This is a genomic window from Gordonia gummivorans, assembly GCF_022513585.1.
In the GTDB taxonomy this organism is placed as follows: Bacteria; Actinomycetota; Actinomycetes; order Mycobacteriales; family Mycobacteriaceae; genus Gordonia.
Window position 1 is genome coordinate 46,587 of record NZ_JAKWBF010000010.1, and the last position, 16,441, is coordinate 63,027.

A 16,441-nucleotide genomic window follows, 5' to 3' on the forward strand; every position below is an offset into this window, starting at 1 on the left:
TAGGGGAAGAGTTTCTTCCGCGAGGTTCACAGTCGTCCCCGAGAAATTTCAAGGGGAGGACTCTGGGGGTAGGGGACGAAGCTTCTTCCCCCATTTTCAATGCGACCCCCCGACCGGACGACCACCCTCGTCCGAGTGCTCGTCGGCGTGTCGCGAACCCAGAAACCACACTCTTCCCGCCTCCACGATCGCCGACGACGTCGGCGGGTGGGTTGCTGAACCGTCGGTTCCGAACAGCAAGCGAGCCCAGACCATGCCGTGGTCTGGGCTCGCTGCGTGAGCGTGATCAGGTGAGTTTGTACACCGTCGTCCCGCCGACCGTGGTCGCCGTGAAGTTCTCGGCAACCCAGGTTGCGATCTCGGAATTGCCGCCGGGACCTCCCTGGCCGCCACCGATGTAGTAGCCGATCTTCCCGGCCTTCACGTAGGCGATGAACTCGTCGAGTGTCGGCGCGGGGTCTCCGCTCCACCCGCCGATCGCCATCACCGAAGTGCCGGTGGCGATCTCGATACCGGCCGCGGACTGCGAACCGTTGGTCGCTGCCGCCCACGTCGTGTCGGTGGCCTTGAGTAGGTTCACCAACTCGGTGTTCGACGACATGTCACCACCCGGACCGCCCATACCCCCACGGCGCTGACCTGCACCGTCGGCGCTCGGCTGGGTCTGACCGGTCTGGGTCTGACCCGTCTGGCCGGGAGGCATTGCGCCCTGGCCCCCGTCACGAGCGCCCCCGTCACGAGCGCCACCGGGACCACCCATGCCGCCCTCGATCGAGGTGTTCACCGCGTTCGGGATCGAGCCGCTGTGCGGGGTCGCGGCTGTCGCGATGGCGAAGCCGACCGTTCCGCCCGCACCGGCAAGCGATCCGACGATCAGGCTGGTCGCGAGCAGTTTGCGCATGCCGAGGGTGGCACCGACGAGGATTCCGATCACCGCCGCCGCAGCCGCGGTACCGATCAGCCACCGGCACCATTGCGGTCCGAAGTCGTTGCGGTTGAGGAGCACGATCGACCACCATGCGGCGAGCCCGATCATCCCGGCGAGCGTGATGCGACCGTCCCAATGGTCACGCCGACGCCACGCCATGACAGCGCCGATACCGATCAGTGCGCCGATCGCCGGAGCAAGCGCCACCGTGTAGTACGGGTGAATGGTGCCGCTCATGAAGCTGAAGATGAGTCCGGTGACCAGCAGCCAGCCGCCCCACGCGACCACCGCTCCCGACTCGACCCGCGATACCCGACCGGTGAATCGGAAGCCGGGGAAGCTGCGCATCATCGCGTAGACCGCAAAGGCGAGGGCCAGCAGTGCGACCGGGAGCAACCACGAGATCTCGTTGCCCATCTCGGAACTGAAGAGCCGGGACAGGCCGGTCTCGCCGCCGAACGATCCGCCGGCCTGACCACCGCCGCCGGGTCCGTTGCCGCCGCTGATGCGTCCGACTCCGTTGTAGCCCCACACCAGATCCATGAAGGTGTTGTCGGTCGAGCCGCCGATGTAGGGCCGCGACGACGCGGGGACCAGCATGGTCACCACCACGAACCAGCCCGCCGACACCACCAGTGCGACACCGGCCATGACCAGATGGCCGATGCGCTTGAGCCAGCCGTTGTTGGCGAACAGCAGGTAGGCCAGCGCGAAGGCGGGCAGCACCAGCAGGCCCTGCAGCATCTTGGTCAGGAAAGCGAAGCCCAGGGCAACGCCCACCAGCGCCAGCCAACGACCAGAGTTCGTCGCGATGGCCCGGGTGAGCGCGTAGCCCGCGGCGACCATCAGCAGGACGAGCAGAGCGTCGGGGTTGTTGAAGCGGAACATCAGCGCGGCAGCAGGCGTGAACGCCAGAATCACACCGGCGATGAGGCCCGCAGCGGTACCCAGCTTCGGATCGGCGAAGGTGCGTCGCATCGCGCAGTACACGAGTGCAACCGCTGCGACACCCATCAGAGCTTGCGGCACCAGCACGGCCCAGCTGTTCATGCCGAACAGGCGGACCGACAGGCCGGTCACCCACAGCGACGCCGGCGGTTTGTCGACCGTGATGAAGTTCGCGGGGTCCAGCGCACCGAACAGCCACGCCTTCCAACTCTCCGAACCCGCCCACGCGGCGGCGGCGTAGAAGGTGTTGGCATAGCCGCTCGCCGACAGGTTCCACAGATAGAGCACGGCGGTGCTGATCAGCAGGCCGGTCAAGGCGAATGGGCTCCAGCGCATCAGGCGCGAGCGGCCGTCCGGCCTGTCGTCGGCGGACGGCGGCGCCACCTCGGGTGGCGTCTGCGTCCGCTCCAATACTGCGGTCATCGTTGCTCCTTCTCTGGGATCGTTGCGTCCAGAGTGGAGCCGCGGTCTCCCCCGGCGCTGGAAGGAGGCTGGGAGGATTCTGTGAGCGAGGATTCTCTGAGTGCCTTCGTTATCCGCCAGACCGGGTTTTACGATGTTGGCCACGTCACGCGGCATTCGGGGACGCCCGACAAGGAGTGCCCCGAGAACGGACAGACGCCAGGGGGCGTAGCCGTGGTGTGCAGGAAGGTCGTGCACCACTCGTGCAACGGGAGGCGAGAAAGGTGCCGAGCCGACTCGAGACGTGGTGGTCGAGACCCGACCATTACGCGTGGCTGGAGTCGTATCTGGCCACCAGGGGACTGTCGCGTCCTGCCGCCATGCTCGTCGGTGGAGCCGTCGCGTTCCTGGGCGGGATCGAGGCCCTGATGATGCTCACCCCGGCCGGCCCGTCTGCGGGTCCTCCGCAACGAATCGCAGCGATCGCAGTGATCGTCGGCTGCGGTGTCACGGCCACCTTCTGGTTTCGCTTGAAATGGCCATCGCGGACGCAGTCGACGGTGTTTGTCATGGTGTCCGCACTGTTGATGGCGGTGTCGTGTCTGATCGAATCCGACCCGATGTCGTCCATCGCCGCGTGCGGACTGTTCGGGATCCTCGCCGGCTACGCCGTGATCTTCCATTCGGTCCGCGTGATCGTGTTCGTCATTGCGGTCGCTGTCCCGGTGGCGGCGGTATTGGCTGTGCGCATAGCCGAGGAAGCCGATCCGGTCTTGGCAGTATCGAAACTTCTCGCCGTCCTGGGGGGATCACGATCGTCCCGATGATCTGTCACCTGCTGATGAAGACGTTGGCGCCCGACGCCGTGAACTCCGACGTCGACGCACTCACCGGCCTGCTCAATCGTCGCGGCCTCGAAGTTCGTGCCAAGGAGCTCGCCGGCGATCACACCCACCGCCGCGTCGATGTGATGATGGCGGTCATCGATCTCGACAGGTTCAAGTTGATCAACGACACCCACGGTCACGAAGCAGGAGACCGAGTCCTGATCGCCGTCGCCGCCACATTGACCGGCGCCAGCGGCAATTCCGCGCTCGTGGCTCGGATCGGGGGCGAGGAGTTCGTGGTCGTCGAACTCGGCGGGCCAACCGACGCACAGCGGTTCGGGGATGCTCTTACCGAGTCGAGTCGGAGTGAACCATGCGGAGTGACGGCGAGGGTCGGCGTCGCAATCGGCCCGCCCGCATTCACACGTCAATCGCGCACCGGGTAGGCCGTGCAGTTCGGCCAACGCGGCGACCCGCCGACGTCCCAGGGTGCGCGGGTCGTGGCGGCACACCCGCACCTCGATCAGCTGGGCGAGACGTTGGCGCAGGAACTCGCCATGCTCGGCCGGCACCGTCGCATCAATACTGGCGTGGCCATGCGCATCGTCACGCACGATCACGTTCTGGTGGCGGTCGCCGAAATCCTCGCGCGCATCCGCGGCAGCATCGGGGTCGAGGGTGATGATCAACTCCGCCAACTGCGACCGCAACGTCGTATCCAGAGTGGGGCGCGCCGCCAACTCCAACGCCAGCGGCTCCACCTCCACACGCACCGACTCCGCGAGTACTTCCAGGACGCGGGTGATCACCAACGCCCGCGACGTCGCGAGATCCCCATCCAGGTAGGCCAACCGAACCCGATCCATTCCGGTCAGGGCGATGCCCAGCTCGATCCAGCGGTGCGCGGTCGAGCGCGACACCCCCACCCGCAGTGACGCTTCCCCGACGCGGCCTTCTCCGCTGCTACCGGGTCAGCGCGGTGGGGGTCGGGGTCACCCAGCATGTCGTTGTAGACGCTGTGACCGATCTTGTGGGCTAGCAGCACCGTGCGGGCTTCGGCGCGGCGGGTGTGGCGCAGTTCGCGCAGAGCGTGCTGTTCCAACCCCAACGTGGAGGCAGCGCGGATCGCCGCGTCATCGGCCACGGGATCGGTGAAGGTGAACACGCGCAGCGCCTTTCGAGCGACAAGGGTCAACAAACCGTCGTCATCAGCACTGTCATCAAAGAAGTTGCGCAGTCATTTCGTGAACTGAGAACAGACTATCGCGAGGGTCTGACAAGAATCGTTGTGCTGGTGTTGTGCCTGGTCAAAGGGGGTTGCCGACGTTGTTGGCTCACCAAGTGGTCTCGACACGACGCCTCGCCCAGGGGCTCGGAGTCGGCTCGACCAGCGAGGGTTGCTCGACCAGCGTGGGGTGCGACTCGACCAGCGTGGGTGGCTCCGCCCGATGGCGATCGACCAGCGGAGGGCGACACCGTATCGAGATCAATCAGCGCAGTGCAAGGACCCGCGCCGGTCCGCCGGTCCCGCCGGCGAACCGTGGTGCCCCGACCACGACCGTCGCCCCGACCGCCGGCACCGCGGTCAGGTTGGCGAGCGCCTCCACCGCGTACCGACCGGAACCGAGGATGGCGGTGTGCGCGGCGGTGGCGTCACGGATGTCGACGCTGAGGGTGTCGGTGCCGATCGCGACCACGGCTCGCTCGGCCACAAGCATTCGCACGGCCGCACCGGAGAAGCCCGCGGCGTCGGCCCCGCCGGTCCGCGGCTGCCAGCCGGTGTGCAGCGCGACGAGTGAGCCCCGCGGGATTCGACCATGCCGTTTCTCGAATGCCACCAGATCGGCCTCGGTGAGCACGGTCCGTGGATCTCGTCGTGCCCGACCGGCGATGCTCACCACCACCAGCGGCGCCACCAGGTCGGCCGGGTCGATCCGATCGACGGTGATCCCGGTTCCGATCTTGTGCGCCGGCGCATCCACATGCGTGCCGGAGTGCTCGGCGAACGACACCCAGTTGGTCGCGTACCCCGAATTGCTCGCGCCGACACGCGATGTCGGCACCGACGCGAACGGAGCATTGCCGGGCCACCTCGGGAATGACGGTGACAGCACATGCGTCAGGTCCACCACACGCCCGGCCGGCACACCCATCGCCGGTGACCCGACCGCGCTCCCCGCAACCGCTGCTGCCGACACGCCGGTCGCGACCCCGGCCGCCACACGGAGTGCTTGTCGGCGAGACAGTCGTCGGGCTTCGTCATGTGCGTGACGGACCACCGAGTCGTCGCACATCCGCGTCAGCCCACCCAACGCACGCGCAACAGTTTGTCGGCGCTGCCGCCGTTGCTGGTGGTCACCAGCAGCGACCCATCGCGGGCCACGGCCACCGCGCGCAGCCGACCGTATCGTTCCTGCAGGGCCTCGACCACCGACACCGTCCGACGACCATCCGCGGACAACCGCACGAACACGAGACGCTTACCCTTCAACGCCGAGATCACCAGGCCACCGCTGAACGGGCCCCACCCGGTCGACGGCAGGAACGTCGCATCGGGTGTGGCGATCGTCGACGACCCTGAACGCCACACCGCCCCGATCGCGCCCGGAACGCGGACGGGATCGGTCATCGGCACGGACTCGTCGTAGATGACGGGTGCGCGGTCGGGCCGGTAGCCGTAGTTGCCGCCGGAGCGCAGCAGATTCAGTTCGTCGTCGCGGTCGGTGCCCTGCTCGATCGCGTACACGCGTCCGGTGCCGGGCTGCACCGCGACGCCCTGCACGTTGCGGTGCCCCAAGCTGTAGATCGGGCTGCGCGGATTCGGATTCCCCGCTGCGGCAGTGCCATTCAGATTGACGTGTAACACCTTGCCGCCCAGTGAGTTCCAGCTCTGTGGGTTACCCGGGATGGCGTTGTCGCCGGTGCCGATCCACAGTGACCTGCCCGACGCGGTCAGTCCACAACCCGCGTGCCGCCCCGACGCGTTGACCGGGATTCCCGACAGCACCGTGCGCTCGCGATGGGCGCGAATCCAATCGCCGCTGATCCGCCAGGCCACCACGTTGATGACCTGACCCGTATTGGGCCACGGCAGAGGCAGATTCGCGACTTCACCCGGGATCGACGGCGCACCAGGCCGGGTCACCTCGGCCTGGCAGGTGTAGAACCGCCGGTTCTGCGCGAAGCCCGGATCGAGGGCGAGGCCCATGACGCCCGCCTCCTTGACGGCGAACACCCGCGACAGATCGGCGGCGACCGAGATCTCCCGACCGTCGGGCCGGATGGCCACGAATCCGCCCGCACGTTGGGTCAGTAGCGCGGTCCCGTCCGGGGCGGCCTCCACATCCCATGGGATGTTCAGGCTCGACGCCAATGTGGTCACCTGCAGGCGTGGCGCCGCGTCGGCGTGCGGTGCAGTCCAGGCCGTCATGGCGGTGGCCACGGCCGTGGCCACACAGGCGATGGTGATCCGGGCGCGTCCAATTCTGGTGGGGGTCATGGGGGCAACGTTAATGGTGGGGATAGCGCACCGGAAGGGTTTCGCTCGACCCTCAGCCCGCGGGCCGGGCTTGCACAGTCGCCTTCGGCAGGCGCGGTCGCGGCGGCACGACGGGCACGAACGCATCTGCGGCACGTCCGGCCAAGGTCGGCGACAAGCCGTTGATGAAGGCGAGGACCTGCTGTTTCTCGTCGCCACGGTAGGGGGTGGGAACGTAGTCGTTGTAGCTCTCGGTCCGCGACACCCGCGTCGGGATCACCCGATAGTCGACGGATCGCACCTCGCCGTCGACGGTGTGCAGGCGCGCTTGCAGGATGAAGGTGCGCTTGTCGGTCGGGTTGGAATTGCCACCGAAGGCGAAGTTGCCGAACGAGTAGGCGATGAGCTTGCCGCGGTAGATCTCCATCGACTGGATCACGTGCGGGTGCGTGCCCACCACCAGGGCAGCGCCGGCGTCGATCGCGATGTGCGCCAGTCGGGTCTGCACCTCATACGGCGTGTGCTGGGATTCGATGCCCCAGTGGAAGAACGGGATCACCACGTCGGCCCCCGCGGCCCGCAGCCGCGCGAAGTCGCGTCGGATCTTCGCGACGATCGCGTCGGAATCGGTCCACGTCTGATATCCGACGAGGCCGATCGTGACGCCCTTGACCGTCCGCAGCAGCGACATGTCGTAATCCGACCCCTCGCTCTCCTCGCCGGCACCGAAGTACCCGATCCCGGCGGCGCGCAGCGCGGCGAGCGTGTCGTCGAATCCGCGCTGCCCGTAGTCGAAGGTGTGGTTGTTGGCGACGGTGACGACGTCGATCCCACCGGCGGGCAACGTCTTCGCGAGCGCGGCCTCACCGTGGAAGTGGTACACCTCGCCCTCGCCCTTGTACCGCTTCTCCGGCCACTTCGTCAGCGCCACTTCGAAGTTGGCGACGGTGAGATCGTCGGCCTCGAAGTACGGGCGGACGTTGCGGAAGAAGTAGTCCGGCTTGCGGCCGCTCTCCTGCCAGAGGGTCGGCAGGCTCGACGCGGTGGAGAACTTGTCGTCGGTGCCGAGGATGTTGTCGCCGGTGAAGCTCAGCACCAGGTCGGCAACCCCGGGAGCAGGCGGCGGCGCCTTCTCAGCGGCCACCACCGCAGCGGGCGACACCTCGAGCGGAGCGATTGACGACGACGCAGCGAGCCCGACGACGGCAACCACCGTCAGGGCGCAACCACCCACGAGACCCCACGACCGACGCGACACCCTTGCATCCAACACGATGCACCCGGAACGCGCTGATCGGGCGGCCGATCTCAGCGACCGGGCAGGTACTTCAATCCACGTACGAAGGCCGGGGTGATGGCCCGATAGATGCTCTGCGGCACCACCGGCATCCGGTCGATACCGAGGAACCGTTGCTCGGCGATGGTCTGCGGCTCGGTGTACTTGAGCAGACCTTCCTCGCCGTGGCGTCGGCCCATGCCGGAGATACCCATGCCACCCATCGGCGCGGCGGTCGACGCCCACGCCGCGGCGTAGCCCTCGTTGATGTTGACCGTCCCGGCCCGCAGTTGGTCGGCGATGGCGTTGGCCTCGGCGCTGCTACCGGCGAAGACGCTGGCGTTGAGGCCGTAGCGGGTCGCGTTGGCGAGTTTGATCGCCTCGTCGGTGGAGTCGACCGGATAGATCGACACCACCGGCCCGAAGGTCTCCTCGCCGTAGCAGGTCATCTCGTCGGTGACGTCGGCGAGCACGGTCGGCTCGTAGAAGAACGGACCGAGGTCGGCGCGGCGCTTGCCGCCGGCGAGCAGCTTGGCGCCCTTGGCGACGGCGTCGGCGACATGCGCCTCCGCGGTCTCGACCTGCGCGGCCGACGCCAGCGATCCCATGTCGGCGGTGAAGTCGTAGCTGGCCGACAGCTTCATGGCCGACACGTACGCCGCGAACCGGTCGGTGAATTCGTCGGCGATCGCCTTGTCGACGTAGATCCGCTCGATGGAGATGCACAACTGACCCGAGTTCGAGTAGCACGCGCGCGCCGCGCCCTGCACGGCGTCGGCGATCTTGGCGCCGGCGGTGATGATCATCGGATTCTTGCCGCCGAGTTCCGCGGAGAAGCCGATGAGCCGAGCGCCCGCCTGCTGCGCCAGCGTTGCCCCGGTCGCCGACGATCCGGTGAACATCACATAGTCGGTCTGCGCGACAATCGCTTGTCCCACAACACTTCCCGGACCCGGAACAACGGCGAAGAGTTCCTGTGGCAGGCCGGCTCGATAGAGCAGTTCGGCCACCGCGAGCGCGCAGTACGGGGTCTGGCTGTCGGGCTTGATCACCACGGCGTTGCCTGCGAGGAGCGCGGCCACCGCGTCGGAGGCGGCCAGCGTCAGCGGGTAATTCCACGGGGAGATCACCCCGACCACGCCCTTGGGCTGGTAGCGCACCCGGACGCTGGTGGCGCCGGGAAGCATGCCCTTGACCTTGCGGTCGGCCAGCAGCTTGGGCCCTGCGGTCGCGTAGTGCCGCGCGGTCAGCGCGACGTCGAGCACCTCTTCCTGGGCGTAGGTCCGCGCCTTGCCGGTCTCGGCCTGCGCGATGTCCATCAGCTCCTGCGCGTTGGCGTAGACCAGCTCGGAGAAGGCGGCGAGCACCTCGGCGCGTTCCGCCGGGGTGCGCTTGGCCCACCCTTCCTGCGCGCTTCGCGCCCGGGCGACGGCCTTCTCGAGGTCGTCGGCGGTGGCGACCGGGATGGTGGCCATCTCGACGCCGCTGAACGCCTCGAGCACCGACCGGGTCGGACGGTCGGCGGCGTTGTCGATCGCGACCAGCGCACCCAGTCGGGCGAAATACTCTGCGGTTGGCTTCGGCATGGTGCGGCCTCCTACTGCTCGGGTCCGACGAGCACGATGCCGTCGTCGTCGGAGTACACGATGTCGCCGGGAGTGAAGGTCTCGCCGCCGATGGTCAGCGGGATGTCGCGCTCGCCGACGCCGGTCTTGGTGGACTTGCGCGGGTTGGTGCCCAGCGCCTTGACGCCGATCTCCATGCCGCCGATGGTCTTGGCGTCCCGGATCGCGCCGTTGACGATGATCCCGACCCAGCCGTTGGAGCGGCCCAACTCGGCGATGATGTCCCCGACGAGTGCCGTGTGCACCGACGCCTCACCGTCGATCACCAGCACACCGCCGGGGTTCGACTCCCCCAGGATCGACTTGAGCAGCGCGTTGTCCTGGAAACACTTCACCGTGGTGACGCGTCCGACGAACTCCCGATTGCCCCCGTACTGGGTGAACTGCAGATCGCAACTACGGACGGAATCGCCGATCTCGTCGACCAGGTCGGCGGTCGGGGTGAAGGTCAACTCGCTCATGTCGACCAGCATAGGTGTAACCGCAAGTAGCGGGTTACTGGTGGGTAGGTTCTGGCGCCGCACCCCCGCCGCCGGCATGTGCTCGCGTGTCTACCGCTTGCGCGCGATACATCCCGAGCAGATGGGAGAAACGCGAGCACTTGGCCACCGGGGTGTCCGGTGGCCAAGTGTCGAGCGCCGCCTACGAGCTGCAGATCCGGTTGATGATGGCCCGGTTCACCGGCGAGGTGGTGGGCAGTGAGTAATAGGTCCGCCCCACCCAACGCACATTCTTCTTCAGCTTCGGCGACCACACCGCGTTGTCACGGATCCCCAAGATCACACAGCCACCCATCTGCGCCGCCCTCTTCAACTCGCCCGAAGTATGCAGCCAGCGCGCGATACCGGCGTAGGGAAGTCCCGAACTCCCATAGGCCGGGACAAGTCCGGTCTCGTACAGCGTTCGTGTCTGAGCGGTGGTCAGCACAGTGTTCTGCTCCATGACAACACCCGCGTCCGGCCAGTACCGCGGCCCGTAGACCGCGGGGAAGGGTGGCCACCCAGGTACGGCCGCCGGTGTCGCCTCCGCAGCGAAAAGCACCCCATCGGCTCCGCGATTCTCCGGTGGCGCGGCGACGGCCACAGCGCTGAATGCACCCGTCAATGCGAACGTCGCCGAGATCACGACCAATGCCATTCGTGTCCATGTCCTCATGTCGTACCTTTCCATTCGTAGTGAGCTGTTCAGTAGTTGGAATTGTTTTGTCCGCCGTCGACGCCAGAGTTCGTGCGACCGCCTCCGTCAACGCCAGAGTTCATGCGGCCGCCGCTGCCACGATGGAAGATCAGTTCCCCGCCGCAAATCTTCTTGTTTCGTACGCCGTACAACGTGGCCGTCGGCACACCAAGGCGACACACTCGGAACTTCGAGACGCCGTACCTGGGTAACCGCCAGGTGTTGCGGGCGTCGATCTTGCCTGTGGATTCGAGCGTGCCGAGGTTGCGCCACAAGCCATCGGGAGCGCCGACGCGGACATGCTTGTGCGCCAGTACCACGACGTAGACGCCACCTGTGCGGAACAGTGCCCACACGCCTCCGTCGTTGTCAGTGGCTGCGAGCCACCCGATCGCCTGGCCTGAGGGTTCATCGACTCTCCACCACTGCAGCGGTTCAACCGCCGACGCTTGCCCTGTCCCGACCAGCGTGCCCACTGCCATCGCAGCTGCGGTGGCGAGGCCTACGATGAATTTCTTCAAGGTTGTGTGCTCCTGTCGTGAAGCGAGGCCCGTCCCCCGCTTCACCGATGGTCACAACGGAGAAGTCGACACACTAGATGCCCGACTACGCACTTCTGCGTCTGCGACTACGCATGTCCCCGACCGCCCACCTTGTCTCGGGCACGCAATGCGTGACCGTCAACGGTCGGGATGCTGATTCCGAGCCGGTCTGCGATCTCCCGTCGGGTGAGTCCCGCATCGACCATGGCGAGGACTTCCTGCTCGCGGATGGTGAGCACCGCGTCGAACGCGGCGGCCCGGATCGCCGGGGTGATCAGCCCGTCACACCGAGCGCACAGTTCCGCCAACCGGGGCCGTAGTCTGCGTGCCTCACGCGGGCGGCCGTCCTCGATCAGGATGGTGATCGACTGCGCCAGCGCGTCGGCGGCGTGCGTCGGGTACCCGAGCGCCTCGAAGGCAGCCGATACATCCTCGACGGCCCGCGCATCGCGATCACCGATCGATCGGCCATATCCCGCGTAGACCGGCATCAACTCCCCATCACATTGCCGCGCATACTCTTCGACGACCGAGGCTGCTTCCCGGTCACCGAATCGCAGCGCCCAGTGCGCGGCCTGGGCCGCGAAGACCAGGCGACCCTCGGCCGCGGCAACACCCACGGCCTCACGGGCACGCGCAATGGGGATGGTGATCTCCCCACCTGCCATGTGCGCGAAGCCATCGGCCAGGATTCCGAACACCGCGCTGCCGTTGCGCCCGGCACCCACGAGCCGTCCGCATTCGTCGGCGGCCCGACGTGCACCGTCGGCATCGGAGCGCAACGCGCTACCCATCGTCGCCAGATAGGTTGAGCCACAACGCAGGCCCGAACGGTCTCCCTGGGCGAAACCCGCGATCGCACTGTGCGCGAATCGCTGCGCCTCCGCGATCCGGCCCGCAGCCAAAGCAGTCGTCGCCAACGCATTGCACGCCACGGCCTGCTCCACCGGAAGCCCCACCGTCGCGTCGAAGAACTCCTCGGACCAACGCTGCGCCTCGTCGAGCCGGCCGGCGGCGTAGAGCCCCTGCGCGATCGTCGTTCGCACCGCGATGCTGATGAGCGGATCGGCCGCGGTGGCGTCCTCGAGCGCCTTGCGCGCCGTCGTCAGTGCCTCGTCCAACCGGCCGAGTTGATACAGGGCCTCGCCGGCCTGAAAGCCCGCGGTCGCGTCCGACCACACGGTGGCTGCCGGATCGGCGAGCACGGCTCGCGCGAAATCCAGTGACTCGACCAGCTTTCCGGTTGTCATCAAGATCGATCCACGCATGGCCGTGACGGCGAGACGAAGCTGCGGGGTCGCGATGCGGGGCTCGAACTTCTCCACCAGCTCGAGGGCCGCCGGCGCATCATCGAGGTAGGTCAGCTGATTGTTGGCGGTCGCGACCGCGTACACCGTCAGGTCCATCTCGGCCAGCGAGTCTGGATCGACCTCGGCGAGAAGGTCGTCGGCCTCCTGCGCCCGCCCCATCGAACTGACTGTCCGCGCGAGCAGCAACCTCGCCTGCACGTCGGCGCCGGCCGTCATCGCCGCACGAGAAAGCCTCTCGCACAACGCCCGATCACCAAGAGTGTGCGCATGGCGGGCACACTTCACCAGTTCCTCCGCCGGTAGCGAGTGGCCGACGTCGACGCAGATCTGAGCCCGATGCAGTCGCTCGGATCTCGTGAGACGCACGCGGCCCAGGGCATCGACCAGGGTGGCCGCCAGATGACCGCGCTCGATGGCGCCCATCCGATCCCGGACCACCTCGATCAACACGGGATGGGCGGGCCGCATCCGACCATCGGCCACCACGGCCAGGAACTCTCCTGCGTGCGGCTCGTAGGAGACCCCAGCACATCCCAACAGGCCCAGAATCTCCACCGACAGCGGACTCATCAGGCTCAGAAACCGCAGGAGTTCAAGCACTTTGGGGGGTGCTGCGCGCAATGCGCCCGCGGTCGCCTCGCGGATCTCGTCGGTCATCACGAAGTCCGACGAGAGCACCCACCGTCCGTCGGCGATCTCCGCCAGATGCCCTGATGCCAGCGCACCGCGAATCAACTGGCGAAGGTAGAAGGGATTGCCCTCGGACGTGACGTGCACCCGCTGCACCGTCAAGACGTCCACGGGGCCACCGAGATACTCCTCGATGAGGGCGGTCGTCTCGTCGAAGCCCAATGAATCGAGAGTCACGGTCTGCACTCGCGGGTCCTCGAGGGCGTCGGACAGCGGCGGTGCCACCGGCTCTCCCGCGCGTCGCGTCATCACCACCGACCGTGTGAGGCGTTCCGGGCTGTCCAGGATCGCCGCGATCACCGCGGCAGACGCCCCGTCGAGGAACTGGATGTCGTCGACCACGAGCAATCGTCGGCTCTGGTCGAGTTCGGCGCGCAGCACCTGCACTGCCATCGCGGGATCCGTCAGGCGGTGGTCGAGCGCCATCGAAAGCGCCGACAGCGGAATAGTTTTCGCCGATTGCGCGCCCATCACCCACAGCGTGTCCTGTCGCAGCCGATCACACGCCAACCGCGCCAGCGTCGTCTTACCGATACCTGCCGGGCCGTCGAGGACGACCGCACGACCGCCCGTCACGCCCTGCCGGATCGCCTCGAGCGCCTGCCGGTCGGGACGATACGGCCACGTCATCGAAGCTCGCCGCCGACGGTGAACAGCTCGACGAGTTCACGCCGATTGCGTGCCCCGGTCTTTCCACACGCCCGCAGCACGTGCCCCTCGACAGTGCGCACCGATACCCCGAGCACGTCCGCGATCTCCCGATTGCTGCGGGCGGCCACAACAAGTCGCACGATCTCGTGCTCCCGCTTGGTGAATCGCACGTTCTCGGATGCCACCAGCCCCATCGCCGGCGACGACACCGACCCTTGCCCATCGACGATCGTCCGTGTGCGAGTGGTGCAGGCGATGGCGTGGAATCGATCGCCGTCCCGACGATGGGCGTATGCCGCTTGCGCCATCACATCGGCGGCCGCCATCCCTCGCCCGGCAGCGGTGTGACGGAGCGCTACCCGCTCGAGATCGGCGCCGCTGTACGCCCTCCACGCCACGGCATGCTCGACGAGGAGTCGCGCACGGTCGGTCACGACGTCACCGATGCGAGGGTCCGCATCAAGATCTCCGACGAGCTGTGCAAGGTGGGCCGCATCGGGGGCCGCACCGAATCGCAGGGCGAGCTCGCAGAGCACGATCACCGAGACGAGTTCGCCGCGGTCGCGCGCCGCCGCCGCCGAATCGAGCAGTACTGCTGACGCTGTGTCGACGTCTCCCGCCGTCGCCGACCACCAGGCCCGGTTGATGCTCCGCAGGGCCGAGCGCACACCCCGAAGGGCGACGGGCCCGCCCGGATCGTTGTCTGTGAAGTCGCCGGCCGATGGTTCCGGGCGTTGTCCGGACAGTCTGGACTCAATCTGCCGGAGGAGGCCGTCGGCAGTCTGCGTCCACCCTTCCGGCACGTCCTCGACAACCACCTCACGAAGCTGGTCGGCCGAGACCCGGAGGTTGCCGCCCACCCACTGTGCAAATGCTGACGCCAGCACGACGACGCCGTTTGCCAGCCGTCCGCGGCCATCCTGACTGCGCAATGCCCGCTCGCCGAGCGTGCATGCGTGCGTCGCGTTGCCGCTCAGCGCGGAGATGGCGATCTCGGCGGCATCCAGGTAGGCGACCAGCGTGCCGTCTGCCGTCGCACCGTCGTCGGCCAGTGCCGATCTGGCGAATCGGAGCTGCTGCGCAGCGTCGTCCGAATGTCCGGCAAGACCTTCGCGCACCGCAGCGAACAGCCCCACCCACGCACCGACGTTGCCGCCTGCCTCGATCGCCGCATCGGCATGCGGCGCGCGTCCGGTCGCCGATTCGCCGAGCAGTGCGACCACTGCCGCCAACGATCGCCACTGAGGATCATCCCTCGCCGCGAGGTCACCCAGCATCGCGTGAACCCCGTCGGTGTCACCCAGGTGCAGCCGTGCCCAGCCTTCGATCGGTGTCGGCGACGCGGCAAGTTCGACGCGGCCGGACTGTGCGGAGCCCAGCATCAGCAGGGCCATGTGCGGGTCTCCCCACCGCAATGCATGGCTCGCCGCCTTCGACCGCAACGCCGGTGTCGGCGGCACGGGACCGTCCAGCCGGAGAGCACAGGCCACCAGCGCGGCGCGGCCGCATTCCGGATCCGGGAGCGCAACGGCCAGAATTTCATCGCTGAGCGAGCCGACCAGATGGTGTCGCTCCACGCATCCGAGCCAGCCGGCCGGCGACCGCGCCAAGGCCGGAACACGCAGCCGCACATGGCGATTGCGCGCTTCGATGATGCCGCGACGCTCGGCGCCGATCAGATCGGCAATGTCGGAGCGCGCGGTGAGGGCAGCCAGCGGCAGCCAACCGTCCGCGAACTTCTCCACGACGTCCGAACACGCTCCGAGCAGAGCGACGAGCTGTTGCAAGCCCGGGCCCAGGTCGGCGAGGTCGATGGTCAGACGATCCGCCAATTCGGTGGTGACGGGTGGCATCCCATCGATTCGGGCCAGACCCGACGACGTGTTCCAGGTCCCGTGCTCGGTCGCCGTGGCCACGACGGCGACGAGCCCCGTGGGCGATCCTCCGCAATAGCGCAGCACCTGCCGCACCGTGCTGCCGACCGGCGCGAGTCCCAGCGCGCTCCGGATGTACTCTGCGACGTCGTCCGCATCGATGTGCCGAAGGTCGTATCGCCGCAGATAGCCGTCCTTCCACAGGGCAGTGATCGCCGCCGGGTGTTCCGCGGGCGCCACACGCCGGCACGACAGGTAGACCGGCACCACGTGATGCACCACCAGCGAGAGGACCACCAGCGCACATTCCGCATCGAGCAAGTCCACGTCGTCGATGAACACGGCGGCCGCCGAACGGCCGGCCAGCGCGGTCCGCACGGCGGCCTCGGTTGCAGGCGCGTCGTCGATCATCGAACCGAAGACACCGGTGGTCGTCCGGGCCACCCCGGTCAGCCACATCGCGTCACCGGCGTATGCGTCGTGCAGCGCACGCAAGGCAGTCGTACGGCCGCTGCCGGCATCACCGACGATGACACATCCCTCGGTGCAATCGGCCATGTTCACACCGGCTCGTCGGAGTGCCTGGCGGCCGGTCAGTTCGTTGCCATCGCGGCCCTCGGGCCGTGCTGGGGTGCGATCGGACCCTGAGTCCACCGCAACCGACATATCGCCGAATTCTGCCACCGCGCGAGCATGTCTGTTTGCATATCGTGG

13 protein-coding genes are annotated in these 16,441 nt (G+C 67.5%); 3 read left to right on the plus strand and 10 right to left on the minus strand.

Annotated elements, in window-relative coordinates:
* Positions 1-286: 286 nt before the first annotated feature.
* Complete coding sequence (locus MKW15_RS09640; RefSeq protein WP_240857389.1) at positions 287-2,299, minus strand: ArnT family glycosyltransferase; 2,013 nt, start codon at positions 2,297-2,299, stop codon at positions 287-289.
* A 263-nt stretch (positions 2,300-2,562) separates the two neighbouring features.
* Here MKW15_RS09640 and MKW15_RS09645 point away from each other — a divergent pair, with 263 nt between their 5' ends.
* The 3 genes from MKW15_RS09645 to MKW15_RS09655 are packed head-to-tail and all read left to right on the plus strand — an operon-like array spanning position 2,563 to position 4,040.
* Positions 2,563-3,105, plus strand: a complete 543-nt coding sequence (locus tag MKW15_RS09645) for a hypothetical protein (protein WP_240857390.1) — start codon at positions 2,563-2,565, stop codon at positions 3,103-3,105.
* Positions 3,102-3,551: a GGDEF domain-containing protein gene (locus MKW15_RS09650; RefSeq protein ID WP_240857391.1), complete on the plus strand. Its 450-nt coding sequence runs from the start codon at positions 3,102-3,104 to the stop codon at positions 3,549-3,551. Before MKW15_RS09645 ends, MKW15_RS09650 begins: the two co-directional genes overlap by 4 nt.
* A 3-nt stretch (positions 3,552-3,554) precedes the next feature.
* On the plus strand, positions 3,555-4,040 hold the full coding sequence (locus MKW15_RS09655) for a hypothetical protein (RefSeq protein WP_240857392.1): 486 nt from the start codon (positions 3,555-3,557) through the stop codon (positions 4,038-4,040).
* A 555-nt stretch (positions 4,041-4,595) separates the two neighbouring features.
* Here the strand turns inward: MKW15_RS09655 and MKW15_RS09660 are convergent.
* From MKW15_RS09660 to MKW15_RS24540, 9 genes are all read right to left on the minus strand, one after another.
* Entirely contained in the window at positions 4,596-5,399 is an 804-nt protein-coding gene (locus MKW15_RS09660; RefSeq protein ID WP_240857393.1) for a cyclase family protein, read from the minus strand.
* A 5-nt stretch (positions 5,400-5,404) separates the two neighbouring features.
* Positions 5,405-6,604 (minus strand): PQQ-dependent sugar dehydrogenase, encoded by a 1,200-nt coding sequence (locus tag MKW15_RS09665; protein ID WP_374246823.1) that lies wholly within the window; start codon positions 6,602-6,604, stop codon positions 5,405-5,407.
* Between the two features lie 52 nt (positions 6,605-6,656).
* On the minus strand, positions 6,657-7,853 hold the full coding sequence (locus tag MKW15_RS09670) for a CapA family protein (RefSeq protein ID WP_276614802.1): 1,197 nt from the start codon (positions 7,851-7,853) through the stop codon (positions 6,657-6,659).
* 38 nt (positions 7,854-7,891) lie between these two features.
* Positions 7,892-9,445: a succinic semialdehyde dehydrogenase gene (locus tag MKW15_RS09675; protein WP_240857395.1), complete on the minus strand. Its 1,554-nt coding sequence runs from the start codon at positions 9,443-9,445 to the stop codon at positions 7,892-7,894.
* An 11-nt stretch (positions 9,446-9,456) separates the two neighbouring features.
* Entirely contained in the window at positions 9,457-9,945 is a 489-nt protein-coding gene (gene rraA / locus MKW15_RS09680; RefSeq protein WP_240857396.1) for a ribonuclease E activity regulator RraA, read from the minus strand.
* Between the two features lie 181 nt (positions 9,946-10,126).
* Entirely contained in the window at positions 10,127-10,621 is a 495-nt protein-coding gene (locus MKW15_RS09685) for a hypothetical protein (protein WP_240857397.1), read from the minus strand.
* A 47-nt stretch (positions 10,622-10,668) separates the two neighbouring features.
* Positions 10,669-11,142, minus strand: a complete 474-nt coding sequence (locus MKW15_RS09690) for a hypothetical protein (RefSeq protein ID WP_240857398.1) — start codon at positions 11,140-11,142, stop codon at positions 10,669-10,671.
* Positions 11,143-11,288: 146 nt separating this feature from the next.
* Positions 11,289-13,832 (minus strand): LuxR C-terminal-related transcriptional regulator, encoded by a 2,544-nt coding sequence (locus MKW15_RS09695; protein ID WP_240857399.1) that lies wholly within the window; start codon positions 13,830-13,832, stop codon positions 11,289-11,291.
* Positions 13,829-16,411, minus strand: coding sequence for a helix-turn-helix transcriptional regulator (locus MKW15_RS24540; RefSeq protein WP_240857400.1), 2,583 nt, complete (start codon positions 16,409-16,411; stop codon positions 13,829-13,831). The genes MKW15_RS09695 and MKW15_RS24540 overlap by 4 nt, the downstream gene beginning before the upstream one ends.
* Positions 16,412-16,441 lie beyond the last annotated feature (30 nt).